This is a genomic window from Providencia sp., from assembly GCF_003533305.1.
Lineage (GTDB): Bacteria > Pseudomonadota > Gammaproteobacteria > Enterobacterales > Enterobacteriaceae > Providencia.
This window is the reverse complement of sequence record NZ_DOEH01000009.1, coordinates 243617-264886: the sequence shown is the minus strand read 5'-3', so window position 1 is coordinate 264886 and position 21270 is coordinate 243617. Positions and strand designations below refer to the sequence as shown.

Sequence of the window (21270 nt, the reverse complement as noted above, 5' to 3'; positions counted from 1 at the left end):
TTATCAATGCAGTTATATCGATTCTTTATATTGATTTAAAGCTAGCTTTCTCTCTGATTGCTGGCTTACCCATACACTGGCTAATATCACCAGCATTCCGATGAATTGCCACATACTTAATTGCTGATCTAATACTATCCATCCCAATAATACAGCACTGACTGGACTTAAAAACCCCAACGAAGCAACTGAGCTTGGTCCTAATATAGCTAGACCTCTAAACCAAAGAGCATAAGTTAAAGCTCCACCAATAATAGTTAAATAACTTAAACCTATAAAATTAATCAATGTTAACGGTGGTAATGCAGGTTCAAAATATAATGCAAAAGGTAACAATACCAATCCACCAGCAGTTAGTTGCCAAGAAGTAAATGTTATAGCATTAACTGGCGGCTGCCAGCGACGACTCAGCACAGTTCCAGCGGCCATCGAAAATGCGCCTAAAAACCCAGCAATTATTCCAGTCATATCAAGCATTGCATTAGGTGTCAGTAATAAAATAGCCACTCCAATAATTCCACTAAAAGAAGCCAATATAGATAAAAAAGACAACTGACTATTTAATAACCATCGACTAAGGAACAATACAATTAATGGTTGAATTGCCCCTACTGTAGCCGCAACCCCACCAGGCAAGCGATAAGCTGCAATAAATAATAACCACCAAAAAAGTGAGAAATTTAAAATCCCAAGCATCACTACACGTCCCCACCAAATGCCTTGTGGTAACTTTCGTATAAATAATAGTAATAATAATCCGGCTGGCAATGCACGTAATACAGCCAGCATTAAAGGCATTCCCTTCGGTAGCATTTCGGTTGTCACCAAATAGGTGCTTCCCCAAACGATAGGAGCCAATGCAGTTAATAATAAAATTACATATCTATTTTTAATATCGTTCATATAAAACACCCACTAATTTATCTTGATATCAAGATAGTTTTAACTTACCTTGACGTCAAGATAAATTCAAACTATTATTTGTCTATGGATAGAATAGATAAAATCACTCAACAGTGGGAACGCGAGCGTCCAGACCTCGATACTAGTGCTATGGGGCTCATTGGTCGTTTAGGGAATGTAGCGCACCACTTAGCTCGCGAAATGGAAAAAGTATTTGCGCAATTTGGTCTTAATCGTTCAAGTTTTGATGTGCTTGCTACTTTGCGTCGAGCCGGCTCCCCTTTTACCTTAAGCCCAAGCGATATGCTCACCACGTTAATGGTTACATCTGGAACGATGACAAATCGTATCGATCAGTTAGAAAAAGTCGGATATGTTAAACGATATGTGAACCCTGAAGATGGGAGAGGTTTTTTAGTTACTTTAACGCCTGAAGGGTTAACCTTAATTAATAAGGCGATAGAGGCTCACACACAAAATCAAACACGTCTTATTTCCAGTCTTCCTGAAGCGCAACAACAATCTCTCGACCAAATTTTACGCTTATTTTTAGCGTCATTTGAATCTTAGAATTTGTGGATGACACATATTAACGTCATCCACTTATAAAAATCATCAATGTATATCAAATGGTAGTGGCATTTGCGAACGCTCAAATTGTTCACATAAGTAGACTAACTTTAAAAGCGCTTCTGACTCTTGATCCAAAGAGTTAGCAAAACACTCAACTTGTTTGGCAAACCACTCCATACCAAGCTCTCGTAGTGTTCCTACAACATAAATTAATTCATTTTTTTGACTTTGCGATAATTGCTGTCTGCCTGTACAAGCTTGAGTTTCAATCACTGAAAAAATAGGCCTTGTCAGTTGCTGAGTTAAGGTTGGAACAGGGATAAAATTAGCGCTCGTGTGTTGTTTTTTCGCCATATACTCTAAAATATGATTAATAAAATTCGAGGGCTTCTTTTTTCGAGGAATAAACTCAAAGTCTAAATAAAATAACTCGACCCCTTTTTCTTTTTTAAACCATAAAGTTTTTGGTACTAACTGGATTTCTTGTTGATGATAAACAATTTGTACTGCTATCGCAGCTATAGGAAGTTTTTGTTTAGTAATAAAACGCAATTCTTCAATTTTATTGCTTTCATTACCTTGCCAATTTAAACGCAAAAAGGCGGTATTGTGATTCTTATCTGATATTGCCCATAAAATACATTGCTCAGTTTCATTCCAATAGAGTTGCTCATAACTATCAATATGAAGTAATACAGGTTCATAGATATTATCCTCTTGTAAGTTAGAGAGATATTCGACGGCGTTAGGCCACTCGCTAAAGCCATATTCCGTTTGAAGCTGTTGGTAATCGGCTATTGCAATAAACTTATTTGAATGATTAAGTGCGTAACTCTCTCCACTGGCTGCCAGTTTGCCTTCATCTGATAACCTAGGTTCATGTAATTCAAATGAATTTCGCATAAGATTATCAGCAGTTTGTTTCCAGATAGCTAACGTTTGCCAAACATTGGTACGATTAAAATTAGCATCCAGTCTATTGGCCCTTGCTTGAGTAGTTTGAATAACTTTCTTATCTTTGGTATCCCAAAAACTGAAAGTTGCCCCAATTGCTCCACTTTGAGTTTGCCACCATTGAGCGTCAATAGGCATTAAATTTAGCGTTGTATTTTTACCTTCATATTGCTGCCTGACTCGCCCGCGCAATAAAATAAGTTGGTCTTCGTTTGCATGAAGTAATTGATATAAATAGGCCGAGATTCGTGCAATCAGACGCAATACTTGCCCTTCATCCATCGTAAAATGTTTATTCGCTAATAACTTAACTTGGCTACTTAATCGTTTTAAATAATTCCCTAGTCTAGGCAATCCTTCCGCGCGAGCGGACATATTTAATAACTGTAATTGAGCTGCACTACTTTGACTAATATGGGATAAGCCTTGACGCAGCATATTTTGAATAAAGATCTGTATTGATTCAATAACCGCTTTATCATCATTATTTAATGTTTGCTTAGTCTCTGTTGCAACAACCAAATCATCTGGCCACAACCATTGCTGGTTTTGTTGAGTAAACAACTTAGCCATAGCGGCCAAATGTAGCGCTTTTTTTTGCCTTTCTGGTAATGATGACAACATTCCTTGAAAACCATTACCGCGAAGATAGATAATCGGCTCTTCGTAATCAGGTAAAAAAATCTTAAATTGCGTACATTGGTCATCAGTACGTAATTCAATGTTGTCCCAAGCTTGTAATAACCGAATGGCTAATCGACAATCTGCTTTAGAATTTTGCTTAACTAAAGACCCCGTCTCTAACGCTAGCAGTTCATGTAGTAAAGGCACTGGCTCTACCGGTATTTGTGCGTGATTATCTTGAAGGGGTTTATTTAAGGCAGATATATCGTCGCTTATATTAGCTTGCAACCACAGTATTGCCGCTAATATATGTTTGCAGCAACCAGAAGCAGTACAATCACAAGTCGCCTGTTGCACTCCCTGCTCATCCAATTTAACTTGCTGACCATCACTATTAAAGCTGCCATTAGTTAAATCGATTGGTATCACTTTCTCATTTCCAATATCTTTGCGAGCACGTCGAAGTAACCCGACGTTAGCAAATACCGCAAGTGCATCGTCGTCATAGTGGAAATAAACTGTTTTCCAACTCATTGCATCACCTCCGCAAGCCATTGAGCAAAGTGTTCTGGTGTCAACGCTGCTACATGCATTCCTCTATCTGCGAGTTTTTGTGCAATTTCAGTGTCGTAAACGGGTAATGCCTCGTCATCGAGAGCAGCAAGCCCAAGTAGCTTGACTTGTTGGCTATGAAGTCGCTGGGTGCAATTGAGCAAGTTATTCAATGCCCCTCCTTCTTCAAAATCACTAATTAAAGAAATAACGGTTCGTTTTGGATTACGGATCAAGCTTTCACAATATTGCATGGCTTTAGCGATATCCGTGCCGCCCCCAAGTTGCACTGTCATTAAAACTTCAACGGGATCATTCGCTAAATGACTTAAATCAACAACCTGAGTATCGAAAATGACGAGTGAAACTCTCACCGTTGGCAATGCAGCTAAAATACTGGCACAAACAGCCGCATACATAATTGAACTTGCCATCGAACCACTTTGGTCAACACACAGAATGACATCCCAGGGTAAATGTTGCTGCTGTCTTGAATTAAAATGAGGTGTTTTAATTACTAAACGTTGGTTTTGTTGATCATAGTTTTTTAAATTAGCAGCAATAGTTGCTCGCCAATCAAAATTTCGACTATTAGGAATAAATGAACGACTAAAACGATTGCGACGACCCGTTAATGCCTGCCTAAACTGATTTTTCATCTGGCTTAAAATATCATCGACAACTTTTCGAATAATATTTTTAACTGCATCGCGAGTTTCTTCACTCATCTTTCCCCGTAAGCTTAGTAACGATTTAGCTAGCACTTTAGTGGGTTCCATCGCATTGAGAGCTTGAGGATCTTTTAATAGGCTACTGATTTCATAACGCTCTAAAGCCTGTGATTGCATTCGCTCAAAAGTATTATTAGGAAATAATTTTCGCGCTTGATTTAACCAATTTACAGCCGTTAATTGAGATGCATCTAATGAGCCATGACGTCCACTTTCCTGGCGTAATCCACGTCGTTGATATTCACGTCGATATAAAAAATCAAGTGAGCGTTCAATTTTTAGTTCATTCGCATTGAGTGTCGCTTGCCCTAACGCATTGTCTGCATATTGTCCTAAAATTAGACGCCAACGCTTAGCTAATTGAATTTGTTCTTCCGTTAACGCTTCGTTCTCAGTCTTTTTTTGACTCATGATGATTTGCCCTCCATTGCATTATCAAACCAACCTCGTAGACCTTGCTCAACCAACTGTTGCTGTATTTTTTTTTCTAGTTGAATAGCTTGTAGCATATTTTTTTCACTGAACTCAGTTTGATGAAGCGTTAAATCTTGTGTTTTAATTGATAAATTTTGCGCAATACATTGTGCCATCTGAGCATTTTGTTTTGGTGTTAATTGGCTAAATGCAAATCGTAAATCAGGCAAGACTTGAATAAACCGTTCATCGTCCCATTCGCTCAATAATTGGTTTAATAATTCCACCAACAAAGGTATACGTATAACTAATTCAGGCGCAGCACGCATAACGCCAATAAAGTAACCAATCGCAATTTCGGGATCGCTACCGGCGCTAAAAGTACGTTGAATTGATGTTGTGAGCACTGAATCATCAATTTTCCCACCTAAAAATCGTAATGCATCAACGGCACCTTTGAGTAATGGTGCATGATTTAGCTTTCCATCTAAGCGTGCTAACTGATGGTAAAAATCAGAGGAATAATCACTTTTAGGATTAATTTCAGGCATGAAAGTAACTAGCTCTCGGCATGAAAGCAGAGCATTAAAATACGACTCTTGTTGTTGTTCATCCCCTTGTGATAATTGGTCAAAACAATAAAAACTTTGTTTAAGAACTTTATCTAATCGTTGTTCTATAACAAGATCTTCATCAATATCAAAGAAACTACGACCTCGCCATAAGTGTACTAATTTATGACCACAAGTAATCAGTGACTCAAATTTAGCATCTTGCTGAATATAACGGTCAAGAAGCATAAATAATGTTGGAATTCGTTGATGCAATCCCATTAAGGCCGCTTGCATTAATAAAACCACAACATTCTGGCTTGAGCGGCTTATACCTTGCTCTTCAAGGTTTTTTTCCATCTCAAGTAATCGATTCAGAGCAATCGCTTTAAGCTGGGTGCCTTTTTCAGATAAAGCTATTAACTCGCCTTCTACATTAGGTGTCCATGCATACCGCCATTCCTCAAACAACAAATCCATTTGGTTACCAGAAAGAAAATTAGGTCCAGTGATATGTTTAGCGAAATGAATATCCAAAAAAGCGAGCAAATGTAAAAAGCGGCTACGCATACGGTGCTGGCGATTACGGTATACATCTAACCGGCTAACTTTACTTAAGGTATCCTCAAGTTTAAAACGAAAGGATTTTGCTATTTCATAGGCTTCAGCAACTAACGGCGGCGTTATGGTTCCTTTGGGGATCTGCCCCAAGATAAACCCAGAAAAACAGGTTTGTATTTCATGCCACAATTCATTTTGGCTTTCATCTAAGCTGCCTTTGATAAAGGCACTTTGTAATCCATCGAGCAAATCATAGCGTCCTGGCCCCGTATGGCCCCGAAAGATGGCTAAACGAAAACTCTGTTCAGCCGCTAATTTGACTGATAAAAAGCCAGGAGCAGCATCAAATTGTTTGACTCTTAATATTCCTGCAACTTTCGATAAATAATGAATACCTAATTGGTTACGATAATTAAGAGTTGGAATAATTTTATTATTAAGTTGATCGGCTCGTTGCTGTAGCAAGCTTTCCCAAACACATTGATAAAATGCCGGTGATGGCATCCCAGAAGCATAGCCATTTAAAGCATCTAACCGGTCATAACTATAACGAATAAGCCAAGCTTTATCTTTTTCACCTAATTGCTGTTTTTGAGAAAATTTTTTCTGTTCGATTGATGATAATTCAAAATTCTCAGTCAACTTATTCGCTAGCCCTTCGATTAAGGCTAAGGTATGAAAACCACCCGTAACAATCACAATTTTTGCATTAGGCTCTTGTGTTTTGATTGCTTGAATGTGTGATTGCATATGTATTTCGCGCTGAGTTGAACCTTCAGATTCAAGCACTTCAGGCTCATAATCTAGACGCGCTAATGCACACCAAATAAAACTATCGTGAAAAAATGATTGCCAATGAGTTAAAGATTCAATTGTACGTAATTCAAATAAGTGTTCCCAAAGTTCATCATGATCACGGCAACCACATTTCTTAGCAAGTTGTGTAATAAACAGACTATGAGCTAAGTAGCGTTCTTTTTGTAAACTTTGATTTTCTGTACTTTCATCTACATTGACTTGCCCGGTCCAAGGTAAATCAATAAACCTTAATTTAGCATTATGTTGATGACCTACCTGTAACGCTTGCCATTCCGGTGAATACTCACAAAACGGAAAATAAGCTGATCGTGTGACAGGGTCACTTTTATTGTGTTCATCTTGCTCATTTTTAATTTCTGTTTGTGCCATAATCGCAACCGGTGGTTTAGTTTCTTCATTCAATAAGCCAGAAATGAGCGAATTAAAACTGTCGGGTCCTTCGATTAAAACATAATCGGGTTTAACTTGTTCAATTAGGGATAACACACTATAAGAACATGCAGGGCTATGATGGCGAATAGGTGCAAAATAAAGCTGATGAGAACTAAGTGCTTGCCACTGTTCAAGTGCACTTTTAAGACGTTCAGGTAAAAATATGGATGGCAAACTCACCGTAATATTCCCTAATCTAAAAAATGAGTAAGAAATATTTCCTACTCATTGATGGCGTGATTCAAAAACGAATACTTATTTAGGTTATTCCCTATTTGGGGTCATTTTTTAAGACTTTTTTACTTTAAAAATTATCGCCAAAATTCACGAGAGGCTTCAAAAAAAGCTTTCCATTCTTTACTTTGTTTCGCCCTTTCTCTTGCAACATTATCAATGTAATAACGCATTCGTTTAATATCATCAGCATTATCTTTCAATACCACACCAATCAGTTGACGAGCAACGGCACCTGCACTCAGCGTGCCATCGCCTAGGTAATGTGCTTCTAATGCACAGGCATAAGCAATATTTACCGCTTCGGCAGTCGACATCACCGCATCAGGCGTCTTGATATTACCGCCATCTTTAGTATTACCAGAACGAAGCTCTTGAAACGTCGTGACAAGTAATTCGATCACATTGGCCGGTATAGTCACTTGCGTATTTAACTCACCTAATTCGGCATTAAGCTGCTTATTAATCAACTCTATTTCAAAAGCGGGGTCTTGAATCGGTTTAACTGTCTCAAAATTAAATCGACGCTTAAGAGCCGATGACATTTCATGAACACCACGGTCACGTAAGTTTGCCGTACCAATTAGGTTAAATCCCTGCCTTGCACTAATGCGAGCGTTATCTTTCATTTCAGGGATCATCATCTGTTTTTCTGACATTAAACTGACCAATACATCCTGAATTTCAGGTGGACAACGGGTAATTTCTTCAAACCGAACAATTTTACCCTCAAGCATTCCCTGATATAACGCGGAGCTAACTAATGCTTTTTCTGTCGGACCTTCCGCCAGTAATAACGCATAATTCCATGAATATTTAATATGATCTTCAGTGGTGCCAGCAGTTCCTTGGATCGTCAAACCCGAATCACCACTAATTGCTGCTGCCAATAATTCCGATAACATCGATTTTGCTGTACCTGGTTCACCGACTAACATCAGTCCTTGTTTACCCAGTAATGTCACTATCGCCCTATCAACAAGGGCGTCGTCACCAAAGAATTTCGGCGTAATTTGTAGAGCATCATCACCCAAAATAAATTGCCTAACAGCACGAGGTGAACGTAACCAACCTTGAGGTTTTGGGTTGAGTGTATCCGCTTGAGTCAGTCGCTCTAACTCATCAGCAAAGCGGACTTCTGCACTTTCACGTAGTACATTCGCACTCATTGTCTTTTCATTCGTCATTTCCATACCCTAAATTAACCCTTACCAAGGTGTTTTCTTTTCCCATTCTGGGTCAAAGCCGGCGCAAGCTTCAGCAACTTTTAAATAATCTGCATAACTTTCCGCTAATAAAATCGATGGAATATCTTTTAATTCAATATAGCGTCTATTCCAAGAGCTCTGCTGAGACTGTTCAAAACTTAATGAATACAAAACAGCGGGAATATTTTCTTCCGGTACATAGCTGCCACTAAATTCAATATAGACGTAAAAATCTAAGCTTGGGAAATGCTTATAATAATGACAGAAGCTACCGCCATCCTCGGCTTGACCACGTTGATAACCCATTTTCGTGAGTACACCACGTAAGGTGAACGTATCTGTTATCCAGCCTTTTCGATCTTCGATTTCATTAAGCGTTAGGTCTAAATCAGGAATTCTATGTACCATTTGTGAAAATAAAAATTTCACTTTGTAATCTTTAAAATGGGCTATCCATCCGTTACTTTCTTCTTCAGAAATTAACGCCGCATGCGCTAATTTAATAAAAGAATTCGCACTTAATGTCACTTCATCATCATCAATATTAAGCAAGCAACCATCGTCTGAAGGACGAAATACATTGATAACTTTGTCATCATTTACTTCCATCCAAACGAGTTTTTCAATCAGACCACGCATTATTGGGTGAGTTTGAATATATTCCTGCCAGTCTGATGTTGTCCAAAGACGCTCCGCACACATTGCTTCATAAAGGCGCGCAGTTTGTAGTTCAATGACTTGTTTTAATTCTTTTTTACTTGAGGTCAGAAGTTTTTTGGATTCTTTTATTTTATCTTCATCATCAGTTTTACGTGCTGCCGGCAATGCTTTGATTTCTTTCCCTTCTGGATTGAAGAGCACCAATTTTTGCTGAGCATCTAGTTTTGCCGTAAAGTTGCGGTCGCCATACTCAAGAAGCAGCGTACCCGTTTCATCCATTCCTGCGGTTGGAATAGTACGGTCGGCTAGCTCATCTGCACTCCAACCATTACGCTGTGCAATTTGAGTGACCAAACCTCGCGCTTTTTCTTGAACTGAAGCCGTACGATAACGGCGAGATAATGACAGTAATAATTGAATAATCAGTGGATCATTGCTCGTTGCAATAGCATCAATCATTGCTTCAATTTGCGCGCGTCGTTGATAGTGATCACGCATATAATTACGCAATGCAGTAACAGCAATATGTCCTTCAATACCACAAATTAATGCCAACATTCCTTTATCGCTGATAGCTGAACCTAAATACCGACGCAGCACTTCACCTTTAATTTCATTAATAGTTTGTTCAAGCGTGAAATTTTCATATTTAGCATAATATTCAGGCCAGCGTTTAAGGCTACTTTGGTAATTAGCTAGTCTTTGTGGTGCATTTTGTTCAGCTTCCGCCATTGCTTCTTCCAATGATGGACCTGCCGTATCCTGGTAGATAAAACTATTTAAAATAAAGTTACCTAAATGACGTTGGCTTTCGACTGATAATAAACTGATATAACGTTGTAATAATCCATTCCCAGCAGGCATTTTTAATTTCACCGCTAGAATGATCCACCACCGAATAATATCACCATCCACGGGCTTATTATTTTGCCATGTCAGCGTAGGAATACTGTCTAAATTAAACCATGCCATGCTAGCTGGCGCTTTGGCCTTTAATCCTTTTTGCGCTTCAGCTAATAGGACTTTTGGCGACAAATAACTTGAAATATCTTCATCAAATTGTTCTAACGCGGTTAACAGTGCCGCACGAACAACTTCCCTTTTCTCTTTTTTCAATAAATCATACAGTGGCTTTAAAGAATCAGGGTGTTTCAGACGCGCTAGCCACTCAATAGCAGTGACACGAATTTCTTGTTTACCTGAATCTAATCCTTCAGCTGCATTGAGATGAATATTAGGTAAAGTTTCAAGTAAAGTTTGCGCATTTAAGCGATGCGTTTTATTTTCACCAAGAGCAAGCTCCATGATTCGAGGTATAAATCTCGCAGAAATTTTAGGTAACATAGCTAAAACTTTAATCGCATTAGTTGCATCATATTCTTGATATGAACGCTGAACCTGTTGCTGAGGAATTAAACCTAATGCTTCCGCTAAAAAATCAGGGTATTGGGTAAAGAATGGCCAAACTTGCTCTGAACGAGAAAATAGTGATAAACCATCCGCATAAGAACGTAAACATAAATCTGCAATCAAACGTTTTGCATCTTTAAAACGACAACATTCGAGCACTAATTCAAATTGGCGTAGTTCCAATTGGCCAATAATGCGTGGAGGTATCCCTTGGCTCACTTGATATTGAGATAAAAACTCAACTTGAGAACGATTATTATTAATCAGACGTAATGCATGAAACAACGTAAATTCTGGAAGATTGGTAATGCGCTCTTTATATTTAACGATATTGTGTTCATCATTCGTTATAGGCTCTTTACCTAAATTTAGCTTATCAAGAATTTTACTGACTTCTTTTATGCTATTTTTTTGGAATTCTTTGTAATGTTTTTGAGACCAATTATAATTATGTTTTTGGTTTTTATTCTCTTCAATCTCACGCTCAGCATTTTCTTTTGCTTTTAATAACATCTCATTGAAATTATTAACTAATAATTCTCTAGCGCTTTCGGGAAGTGGCGTATCTGCCAATTCAATAATTGGCGGTAATTCAATTTCGTTAACTTCACTCGCAGTATCCATCACATCAAAGCGAGAAATGGCACTTTCAATGCTTTTAATAACCGTTTTATTTGTTTCGACCTTAAGCGCCTGTTCCAGTGTTTCTCTGTACTTACCAATACGCGCAAATAGATCCGCTGCCTGAGTTCGCTGCTTTGGCGTTCCCTCTAGTAAGACATGAGTTAAATGAATTTTAACTGAATTTTCAGGTAAGATAGCCATAATAGGTTCAGCGGCCGAACGCACTGTTTTTAATGCACTCGTAGCAAAAATAACTAATATATCCGCAAAGGCGGAATAAAGGTCTTTATCCTTTTTTAACGTATTAATAAGTTGAATTTGTCCTGCTGCGGATAAATTTTTAATTAACGTTTGCTTGATAAAATCTTGCTCAGCTAAAAGATATTCTTTAAATCCTGGAATAACAAATAAACGATTAAGGTTATCATAATGATAATCAGATAGGTTCTGTCTATCAAAAATGGCATATAGAATATTATTCGCGGGCTTATCCGTTTCTTTTTCAATAATTTCTGCCAATAAATTAAAACTCCAGTATTTGCGATGTTCTAATTTACTCTCTCGTGAATTATCAAATGTTTTCGCAAAAGCATCACCTAAAAGATAGATAACCCATGATGGAAGCTCTTGAGTAAATAACTTAATATTCAAGTCTTGGCAGGCAGCGGCGAGTACTTTGGCAAATCTAGCAACCTGAGATGCTGTTATTTCAGCACCAACTTTTGCATACATTTTGTGACGAGCATTCATTCCTTGACGTATGACCTTTGAATACGGATTAGTATCAAAGTTATTACTTCCCCACCACCAATCAACTGTCCCTGGCTTATCCAGTAATTGAATTGCTTTTTCATTATCTAATTGGCTTAATTTAACCAGTATTTCAGGCGATTTGCCTTCAATAATATATTCCAATATTTCCTTAGGTAACTTTTCATCAAATACACAAAAAGGTAAAAGTGTTTCTTGTATAGCCTGCTCGGCGATTTTAGACTCTTTTTTGCCAAAAATAGACAATAAGTTAAAGGTAATTTTAGCCACGTTAGATCCCTGAAAGTATTTATATAACAACTTCTTACCATTTATTATTTATCGTCACAATTTGATTATTCTTAATCGTTTTTTAATCAGAAGTTTCCATACCATAACTCGTGGATTTTTATTCTAACAATTTTGAAATTAATTGTAATTTAATCCTAAAAATCAGCTGATATCGATTATTAACTTCAAGCTCACACACAAAATAACATTTATGTTCAAAGAGTTAATATCACAATTTGCACTGCTTTTAGTGATAATTGATATACCTAAAATAGAATATTTCTGCTCAAAGCACTATTTTTCTGCTGTTTAATTTATGACAGAAAGGCACTTGACTAAACATATAGTCTAATAATAGACTATAAATCTAATCAACTTAATAAGACGAGGTAATCTGTGAGTCAGTCTATTTTATATACGAATGCTCCTGACCTTATTTCACCACGAGGCCATTATTCTCATTGTGTTAGCGCAAATGGTTTTGTTTTTATTTCTGGGCAATTACCTGTCGACTCACTAGGTGTAGTAAAAGCTCACTGTTCATTTGCAGAACAAGCAAAGCTCGTATTATCAAATTTAACGGCTTGTCTAACTGCCGCTGAAATAACAACACAGCACTTAGTACAAGTCCGTGTTTATATTGCGGACATGAATAACTGGCCTGTATTCAATGAAATTTATGCCCAGTGGATTGGTAATTTCCGACCAGCACGAGCCGTCGCAGGTGTTTCAGAATTACATTTTGGATCTGCTATTGAGATAGAGGCAACTGCAATAATAGCTTAGATATTCAATACTTTATGGGGTATAAACATGACAGACTTAATTTTACCAACTTATCAAGATGTAGAAGCCGCTGCACAACGCATTAAACCATATGCAACTAAAACACCCGTCATGACATCAAGAACGGCTAACCAACAATTTGGAGCTGAATTATTTTTCAAATGTGAAAATTTTCAGCGTATGGGTGCATTTAAATTTCGCGGTGCATTTAATGCGTTATCACAATTTACCCCAGAACAAAAAAAAGCGGGCGTTATCGCATTCTCTTCTGGCAATCATGCACAAGGCGTTGCACTTGCAGCGCAACTTCTTAATATTCCTGCCACTATATTAATGCCAATTGATGCACCTGACGTTAAAGTTGCAGCAACTGAGGGGTATGGTGCGACAGTCATTCGATTTGATCGTTATACAGAAGATAGAGAACAATTATGCCAAACCTTAGCTAAAAAACACGGCTATACCCTGATTCCACCATTTGATCACCCTCATATTATTGCAGGACAAGGAACCGCAGCAAAAGAGTTAATTGAGGAAGTCGGTGAGCTGGATGCATTATTTGTTTGTTTAGGTGGCGGTGGATTATTATCGGGTTGTGCATTAGCTGCGAAGAAACTCTCTCCTAACTGCAAAATTTATGGCGTAGAACCGGAAGCTGGGAATGATGCTCAGCAATCCTTCCGCGCAGGAAAAATCATTCATATCAATACACCCAATACCATTGCAGATGGTGCGCAAACACAACATATAGGCCAATATACATTTGCCCTTATTCAAAAAAATGTGGATGACATTTTTACCGCAACAGATGAGCAGTTAATTGAATGTATGAAATTTTATGCAGAGCGAATGAAAATGGTAGTAGAACCTACAGGATGCCTTTCTTTTGCTGCGGCGATCGCCCAAAAGGAACAATTGCAGGGTAAGCGTGTGGGTATTATTGTTAGCGGTGGTAATGTTGACATCAAACATTTTGCACAACTAATCTCACAATAGCGGCGAATTATTGCTGGCTTATAATATGTAAATAGTAGTCGTTAATAACGAACGGTTTCTCCTTCATCTATTAGCAAATATAAAAATAGGTTAAAATTAAACAAAGACTGTTAGATGAAGGGGTTATTAATGCCAAATGATAAAGAAAATACGTTACTTGCACAAATAGATACCATTGCTAAAGGACTCAGTGAGACATTAGCCCCGTTTTGTGAAGTTGTTGTTCATGATTTAAAAAATCCTGAGCACTCAATTTTATCTATTCATAACAATTTATCCGGTCGACTTGTAGGTGAACCTACCACCGAGCTTGGATTAGCTAGAATTCAGTCTTCTGATTTTCCTAACATCATCGCTAATTATACCAATCAATTTTCTGATGGACGTCCCGTTAAAAGTACATCTATTGGGATAAAAGATGATAATGGCGATTACATCGCAGCACTTTGCTTAAATTTAGATATGACGTTATTTAGAGGAATGCAAAGTATGTTGTCTCAATTTACTCAAGTCGGCACAAGCCCTATCAAAGAGCATATTGAACCTAATGGAACCGAAGCTATTCGATTACGCATTGACCAATTTGCTGCCGCTTTAGCGGCAACGCCTAGAACCTTGAAAGCCGAAGATAGAAAAGTATTGATAGAAGTACTGCGTAATGAAGGTTTACTAGATGTTAAAAAATCAATGGAAACGGTCGCCCAACATTTAGGGGTTTCTCGTGCATCTGTTTATTTGTATGCAAAAAAAGAAAGTTAAAAATAAAACTATCAGTCCCAAATTGCCTTACCTCCCCAGTATTCGTCAAACAAATTCAAAAATTGACGAACTTTAGGGGGTAAATAACGCTTCGTAGGATAAAGTGCACAAATAGGATATTCTGGCTTGGAATACTCGCTTAACACAGGTATGAGATCACCTCTAGAAATATATTTACCCACTAAAAATGCACCTAGCTGGCATATTCCATGCCCTTTTAAAGCGACATCCAGTATAGCTTCAGTGTCATTAAGCAATAATCGCCCTTTTGTTAAGTAACGTTGGTAGCCTTGTTCTGTATTGAATTGCCAAGGTACCGAGTTACCCCGATGACGAAATGAAAGAGTTTTATGGTTTTTCAACTCATTAATATTCGTTGGAATTCCGTAATTTTTTATATATTCAGGGGATGCACAGGTAATAAAACGATGAGGTGCCAATATTTTTCGGACTAACCTATTATCATCATTACCACCAATTCGGATCGCAATATCAAAACCTTCGCCAATAAGATCGCAATAATTGTCAGAAAGATCCATGTCAATTTGAACTTCAGGCCAACGTTGAAGGTAAATTTGTATTAAAGGCAATATGTATTGTCGCCCCAAAACAATAGGTGCCGTTATACGTAATAGCCCTCTAGGCTCCAACTGACCTTGGCTTAATATATTTTCAACATTTTCAACCTCATATAATATTTTTAATGCAGACTCATAAACTGTATGCCCTTCATCACTTAGACTTATACTCCGGGTTGTACGATTTAATAAACGTACTTGTAACCGTGTTTCTAATCGTGCAATACATTTTCCCACTGCGGAACGAGAGATTTCTAACTTTTCAGATGACTTTGTAAAACTACTGGTTTCAACCACATCTACAAATACTTTTAAATCGAATAGATTATCCATAATTAATGATGATTTATTTGACACGATTTGTCCCCAATGAAGCAATGAATAGCATATTTATAAACAATACTCTCCCATATATGATCAGCTGACAAGTCAAATTACATTTGGAATCAAGATGTCTTTAAATTCATCCATAGGGTCTTCATCAAATAATTATCAACATTCTTGGAAAGCAGTACTTGCTGCTACACTTGCCACCTTTACAGTCGTGACCACAGAAATGCTCCCAATTGGTTTATTAAATCCAATTGCAGCACAATATTTAGTATCAACCAGCACTGCTGGCCTATTAATGACACTACCCGCAATAATTGCAGCAATCAGTGCTCCAATTATTATCTTATTTACTCGAACTTTAGACAGAAAGATAATCTTAGTATTTGGCGCATTTTTGCTAATGGCATGCAATTTAATTGCTGCATTTACACCTCATTTTAGTCTATTGCTTATTAGCCGAGCCTTTGTAGGTATATGTATTGGAATTATTTGGTCAATTGCGGGTGGAATAGCGCCACGCCTTGTTCCGCCAAAAAAAGTAAGTCTTGCAACCTCATTGATATTTGGCGGTGTCGCAGCCGCATCTGTTATTGGTGTTCCTCTAAGCGTTTTCATTGGCGAATGGTTAGGTTGGCGTAAAGCATTCCTCTTAATGGGTAGCTTATCTTTTACTTTGACATTATTATTAATGTATTATTTTCCTCCTCTTCCTGTGCAATCAATACCTACAATAAAGGCTTTTATATATCAAATTAAGAGACCAATTATTTATATCGCATTATTAATAACTTTCTTATTAGTTTCTGGTCATTTTTTAGTATTTACTTATATTAGACCTTTACTATTAAGCAGTGATATCTCTGGCGAAAAACTCGGTATTATTTTATTACTGTATGGAGTTTCAGGTATATTGGGTAACTTTATTTTTGGAATTAGTTCAAACTCACGGTTGCACTTATCTATAAGACTAATTATTACAGGTATTATTTTAGCACTAATAATATTTATTATAGCCCCCCTAAATATTATTAATACTAGCATTAATATGATCTTGTGGGGTATTTCATATGGAGGTGTTTCTGTAGCATTAATGACTTGGATGATCGTTAACAGTTCAAAAAACATTGAAATTACGAGTTCTCTTTATATCTCCATTTTCAATATTGGAATTGCTGCTGGCTCAGTATTAGGAAGCTTACTAATTGCACTTTCTGGAATAAATACAGTATTAATCATTGCTATAGTATTACTTTCTATCGCATTCTTATGTACAAAATAACATCTATATGAGAACTAACAGCAGGGGTTTAAAAATATTAATTATAGGTAATCTATCAATCCATTATGATATTCATGCTCTTTTATTGATAATAATATTTCATTATTTAACTTAATATAATTTTATTTGTTATAATAATTAAAATAGCTCAAACTTATACTAAAAAATAGTCACTATTCTTGTTTATTATGATTAACTTTTAGGCTAACTTATTGGATAAATAACATAACTGTTTAGAACATGGATGAAAAATGACTACTAACCAACAAATCTCGCTTTTCTATGATGCCTTTGGTATCGAGACAAACCCTGCTGTTGTTTTGATCCCAGGTTTAGGTGGGCATAACATTAGCTGGACCGAAGATTTTTGCCAACAAATAGCCAAGGCTGGGTTTTATATTATTCGCATTGATAACCGTGATGCAGGGTTATCGCCACATTTCAACGATTCCCCTCCTATTGATTTAAACGAATTGGTACAAAAATTACAAAATGGGGAAAAAGTTGAGGTTCCGTATACTCTATTTGATATGGCTGATGATGTTATTCACCTTTTAAACTCTTTATCAATTAACAAAGCCCATGTAATTGGTCGCTCAATGGGAGGAATAATCGCGCAATTAGTCGCTGCAAAAGCGCCAGAGCGTATTATTAGTTTATGTCCAATTATGTCCTCAACGGGCAATCCAAGCTTACCGCAAAGTGAACCAGATGTTCTGGATATGCTAATCAGGCCAAGTATTAATCCAAAAGAAGACATTGATGGCTATTTAAATGGCCAATTAGTATTTTATCGCCGAATTAGTTCATCAAGTTGTCCATTTGATGAAGAATATTATCGTGATTATATTTTACAAGCATTGGCTCGAAATTACTCGCCACAAGGAACTACACGCCAAATAGTTGCAGTCATAGTCACTGGTGATATTCGCCCATATTTAGTGAATATTACGGCACCTACATTAGTGATTCATGGTTCTATTGATCCGCTATTTCCTTTAGCTGCGGGTCAAGATATTGCACATAATATTGCGAATGCAACACTAGAAATTATTGATGGAATGGGACATGAAACCCCGCCTGCTTTAAATTCTAATATTGCTAATTTAATTATTACTCATCTACAAAATGCGTCACATTCATAAATATTAAAAAGGCCCATTCAGGGCCTTTAAAATCAATATAGAAAAGCTAAATTACTCACTCTATAGCCAACCTTGTTTCTTATGTTGAGTACAAATTGGGCAAGTTTTATTATCAGCTGTCCATGAAAAGAATGGCAACTGACAAGTATGACATTTAGCGTCATAGTATTGAAAAATCAGGGGTTCACTATTTTTAGCGACATGTTCATGTACATGAATTGATTTTGGAAAACAGACAACTTGACAGCTCATACAACCTGTACAACGTTTATCATCCAAATTAAATTGGTTATCGCCAATTTCAATCGCATTTTCATCACAAACTTTGGCACATGCGCCACATAAAATACAACTTGCTACATCTAATTCAATATGAAACCAACTATCTTCTGGATAAAATTGTTTTCTTGCATTTAATCCTGTTTTAACTACACCTTTATCTAAAGGTTTTTGATCTAACTTTTGACGAAATAACATCATACGACGCCCACTGTCAACTTCTGGCGGTTGAACAATTATTAATTGCCAAATAGGTTCTTGTAAGGTTTTTAATTTAATATTCAAAGCTGCAAGGGTTGGAAGCCACTTATCAACCAATGGCGAGGCAATTTGTATACCACGAATTTGATACTGACGATGCCAAACAATTAATTCTTCCGTTGTTGCTAATGGTTCATCGTGATTAATCATTAGATAATTATTTTGATATGTGCGCTCGTGAGGAGTAATGTTTTCAATCGCATCAACTGGACAAGAAAATAAACAGTTACCACATTGAAAACACAGCTCATTATCAATTTTGGCATTCATCTGTGTAAATGAAATTGCCCCAACTGGGCAACTGGATGCACAATTATCACAAACACTATTTTTTAAGCGCTTTCTAACACAGTTACTATTAATAACAGGTTCGGGGGGAAGATCTAGATTCATAAAACGCTGCATAATTCTTCCGCTCCATTTTTAATAAAAATATATTTGCCATAAGTCGTATAGTTAGAATCTTTATCGAAAACCTATACAAGTTACCTAAATATATTAACGTAAAAAGCCTATAACAAAGATGATTTAAGCTAAAAACAATGCGATTAATCACCACATGATACAAAAAAAATAATATTTTCTATTGAGTTATGATGGCTCTACACGCGAGTATATTTATTTGTTCCGAAATTTGTTCAATCAACGAAGGGTCTAATTCTCTTTTTTCTAATCTTTTTAGTACAGATTTTCGAGCAATGACAAAACCTAATATCTGTCCTATCAAGGCATGAGCAATAATAATTGCAGTTTGTTTATCGTGATGAGTAATAAACTGAACAAGATCTGACAATCTTACATGGAACGGGGCAATAAATTCATTAAAAATAATTTCTGCATTTTCAGTAGGCTCAAGTTGCTCTCTAAGAATCAATACTGAGTAATATTCACGCTCAGGTGCAAGTAATGCACGGCTTAGCCCATTCATTAATAACTTAATTAACATTTCTGCCTTTTGAGCGTCACATTGTGATTGTGTACGTATCTGTGTAAATTGCGAATCAAAAATTTCAACGTTACTCTCCCTAGCCAGTTCAGTCGCAATTTTACGGATAACAGCTGTATAGACGCCCAATTTTCCACCCATATGATAAGGAATTGCCGATTGGTTTACACCCGCATTTTCAGCAAGTTGGCGTGTTCTTACGCCATTAATACCATGAAGAGCAAATAATTTGATCCCTTCATTTATCAGTTTTTCTTTAGTCAACTCAGATGAAAGTATATTTTTATTTATTTCAGTCATATACAGCCGTTATCCTATTTAATTACACATCTGCACGCATTAGATGAGTTGAATTATTATTAAGTTCAATACCTTTGTCTTTTCCGACTATCACAGTACCGCCTAGATTACACAAATGGTAATCAAAAGCACAATTAGGTTCAAATGCAAATGTCATCCCTGCTTTTAATATCAACTCACGTCCAGGATTAGGAAGACGACTCACATGACCATACTTTTGAGCTAATGGTAAAACCTCAATTCCCGGTGCTGTCCCAAAACCAATAGGACCATATGGATTAATACTATGGATAAGTGGATGTACATGCCACCCTTTTGCCTGTAAAAGCGGTTTCTCCATTTTATCAACCAATTCGCCGAATGTGATCCCTTCTTTTAAATTTTCCACGCCAATTTCATAGCATTCTCTAGATACTTGTGCAGCTCGCTCAATTTCTGGATGGATTTTTCCTACAGCAACTGCGGCTTGATGCTGTGTCTCATACATGCCATACAATGCAAATATTTCAGTCAGAACAATATCGCCCAATTGTATTTCACGAGGTTTTTGTGATCGATATTGCCAAGCGGGCTGCCCCCAACCAATATATTCAGGTCCTGACCCCATTAATATTTCAGCAGTAAATCCCCCCATTGACAGGCACGTTGCGGTCACTGCTGCTGCTATATCAGCTTCTGTATTTCCAGGTATTGCAGTGATCCTCATGGCCTCGCTCATTGCTTCACCAATCATAGCGGCATGCTTAATATGTAAGATTTCTTCTTCACTTTTAATCGATGCGAGTTGGAAAAAAGATTTATAAACTGGAATGAAATTTACATTAGGGAGTTTTTCTTTAATGCCTGAAAGTGTATTGAACGGCATAGCTCCATCGAAATAAAATGGTGGGTAAGGCTCTAACCCAATAACACCAATATTTGCATGAGCAGATACACCTAAATCAATTAGAATTTGACCAATATTTCGCCCTGTTTTACCAACCATTATTTGCTCTGGAGATATCCACTGCATATCCCCTCTTATTGAAGCTTGCATATGATCAGCGACCATCATAGGCGCAAATGTAACAACAATGGGGTCTTTTTCTTGATGAAACAACACAACTGAACCTAATCTGTCGTTAGTAAAATAGTGGTCAATACAAAATGGAGCAGGTGCTGCTGATTCTCTATCTCCATAAATCATCAAAGTTTCGAGATTATTTTCTCGCATGATTTGCCTTGCTAACGCCCATCGTCTATCACGTTCACTTAATGTAAATGCCGCAGGAATCGATATATTTTTCATGGTTACCTCTACGTGTTTATTGAATTTAA

16 protein-coding genes are annotated in these 21270 nt (G+C 37.1%); 6 read left to right on the top strand and 10 right to left on the bottom strand.

The features are described from left to right. Positions 1 to 12 precede the first annotated feature (12 nt). A complete protein-coding gene (locus DD649_RS03895) occupies positions 13 to 903 on the bottom strand; it encodes an EamA family transporter (protein ID WP_294103805.1) in 891 nt (296 codons plus the stop codon). A gap of 84 nt (positions 904 to 987) precedes the next feature. Here DD649_RS03895 and DD649_RS03890 point away from each other — a divergent pair, with 84 nt between their 5' ends. Beyond that, positions 988 to 1473, top strand: a complete 486-nt coding sequence (locus DD649_RS03890; protein ID WP_294103803.1) for a MarR family transcriptional regulator — start codon at positions 988 to 990, stop codon at positions 1471 to 1473. 45 nt (positions 1474 to 1518) lie between these two features. Here DD649_RS03890 and DD649_RS03885 read toward each other — a convergent pair whose 3' ends face one another. The 5 genes from DD649_RS03885 to DD649_RS03865 all read right to left on the bottom strand — a co-directional run bounded on the left by DD649_RS03885 (position 1519) and on the right by DD649_RS03865 (position 12291). Further along, entirely contained in the window at positions 1519 to 3588 is a 2070-nt protein-coding gene (locus DD649_RS03885) for an SWIM zinc finger family protein (protein WP_336429154.1), read from the bottom strand. Beyond that, positions 3585 to 4748 carry a VWA domain-containing protein gene (locus tag DD649_RS03880; protein ID WP_336429151.1) on the bottom strand — a complete coding sequence of 388 codons (1164 nt, stop codon included), beginning with the start codon at positions 4746 to 4748 and terminating at the stop codon, positions 3585 to 3587. The genes DD649_RS03885 and DD649_RS03880 overlap by 4 nt, the downstream gene beginning before the upstream one ends. Next, positions 4745 to 7294 carry a DUF5682 family protein gene (locus DD649_RS03875; RefSeq protein WP_336429149.1) on the bottom strand — a complete coding sequence of 850 codons (2550 nt, stop codon included), beginning with the start codon at positions 7292 to 7294 and terminating at the stop codon, positions 4745 to 4747. The genes DD649_RS03880 and DD649_RS03875 overlap by 4 nt, the downstream gene beginning before the upstream one ends. Before the next feature lie 131 nt (positions 7295 to 7425). Next, positions 7426 to 8535 (bottom strand): AAA family ATPase, encoded by a 1110-nt coding sequence (locus tag DD649_RS03870; RefSeq protein WP_294103798.1) that lies wholly within the window; start codon positions 8533 to 8535, stop codon positions 7426 to 7428. 21 nt (positions 8536 to 8556) lie between these two features. Then, positions 8557 to 12291 (bottom strand): DUF4132 domain-containing protein, encoded by a 3735-nt coding sequence (locus DD649_RS03865; protein ID WP_294103797.1) that lies wholly within the window; start codon positions 12289 to 12291, stop codon positions 8557 to 8559. A gap of 396 nt (positions 12292 to 12687) precedes the next feature. Between DD649_RS03865 and DD649_RS03860 the strand changes: the two genes are divergently transcribed. The 3 genes from DD649_RS03860 (at position 12688) to DD649_RS03850 (ending at position 14832) form a co-directional block, all read left to right on the top strand. Continuing rightward, the gene (locus DD649_RS03860; RefSeq protein ID WP_294103795.1) at positions 12688 to 13077 is read left to right on the top strand and encodes a RidA family protein; all 390 of its coding nucleotides are present in this window, start codon (positions 12688 to 12690) and stop codon (positions 13075 to 13077) included. 27 nt (positions 13078 to 13104) lie between these two features. After that, positions 13105 to 14073: a threo-3-hydroxy-L-aspartate ammonia-lyase gene (locus DD649_RS03855; RefSeq protein ID WP_294103793.1), complete on the top strand. Its 969-nt coding sequence runs from the start codon at positions 13105 to 13107 to the stop codon at positions 14071 to 14073. Positions 14074 to 14202: 129 nt separating this feature from the next. After that, positions 14203 to 14832 carry a helix-turn-helix transcriptional regulator gene (locus DD649_RS03850; protein WP_294103791.1) on the top strand — a complete coding sequence of 210 codons (630 nt, stop codon included), beginning with the start codon at positions 14203 to 14205 and terminating at the stop codon, positions 14830 to 14832. An 11-nt stretch (positions 14833 to 14843) separates the two neighbouring features. On the opposite strand, the gene DD649_RS03845 is transcribed toward DD649_RS03850, so the two are convergent. Continuing rightward, positions 14844 to 15767 (bottom strand): LysR family transcriptional regulator, encoded by a 924-nt coding sequence (locus tag DD649_RS03845; RefSeq protein WP_336429145.1) that lies wholly within the window; start codon positions 15765 to 15767, stop codon positions 14844 to 14846. A 94-nt stretch (positions 15768 to 15861) separates the two neighbouring features. Here DD649_RS03845 and DD649_RS03840 point away from each other — a divergent pair, with 94 nt between their 5' ends. After that, positions 15862 to 17022 (top strand): MFS transporter, encoded by a 1161-nt coding sequence (locus DD649_RS03840; RefSeq protein ID WP_294103786.1) that lies wholly within the window; start codon positions 15862 to 15864, stop codon positions 17020 to 17022. 251 nt (positions 17023 to 17273) lie between these two features. Next, positions 17274 to 18167 (top strand): alpha/beta hydrolase, encoded by an 894-nt coding sequence (locus DD649_RS03835; protein ID WP_294103784.1) that lies wholly within the window; start codon positions 17274 to 17276, stop codon positions 18165 to 18167. 60 nt (positions 18168 to 18227) lie between these two features. Here DD649_RS03835 and DD649_RS03830 read toward each other — a convergent pair whose 3' ends face one another. From DD649_RS03830 to DD649_RS03820, 3 genes are all read right to left on the bottom strand, one after another. Then, positions 18228 to 19112 (bottom strand): 4Fe-4S binding protein, encoded by an 885-nt coding sequence (locus DD649_RS03830; RefSeq protein ID WP_294103782.1) that lies wholly within the window; start codon positions 19110 to 19112, stop codon positions 18228 to 18230. A gap of 178 nt (positions 19113 to 19290) precedes the next feature. After that, positions 19291 to 19953, bottom strand: a complete 663-nt coding sequence (locus DD649_RS03825; RefSeq protein WP_294103780.1) for a CerR family C-terminal domain-containing protein — start codon at positions 19951 to 19953, stop codon at positions 19291 to 19293. A 22-nt stretch (positions 19954 to 19975) separates the two neighbouring features. Then, positions 19976 to 21241: a M24 family metallopeptidase gene (locus DD649_RS03820; protein WP_294103778.1), complete on the bottom strand. Its 1266-nt coding sequence runs from the start codon at positions 21239 to 21241 to the stop codon at positions 19976 to 19978. Between the last annotated feature and the right edge of the window lie 29 nt (positions 21242 to 21270).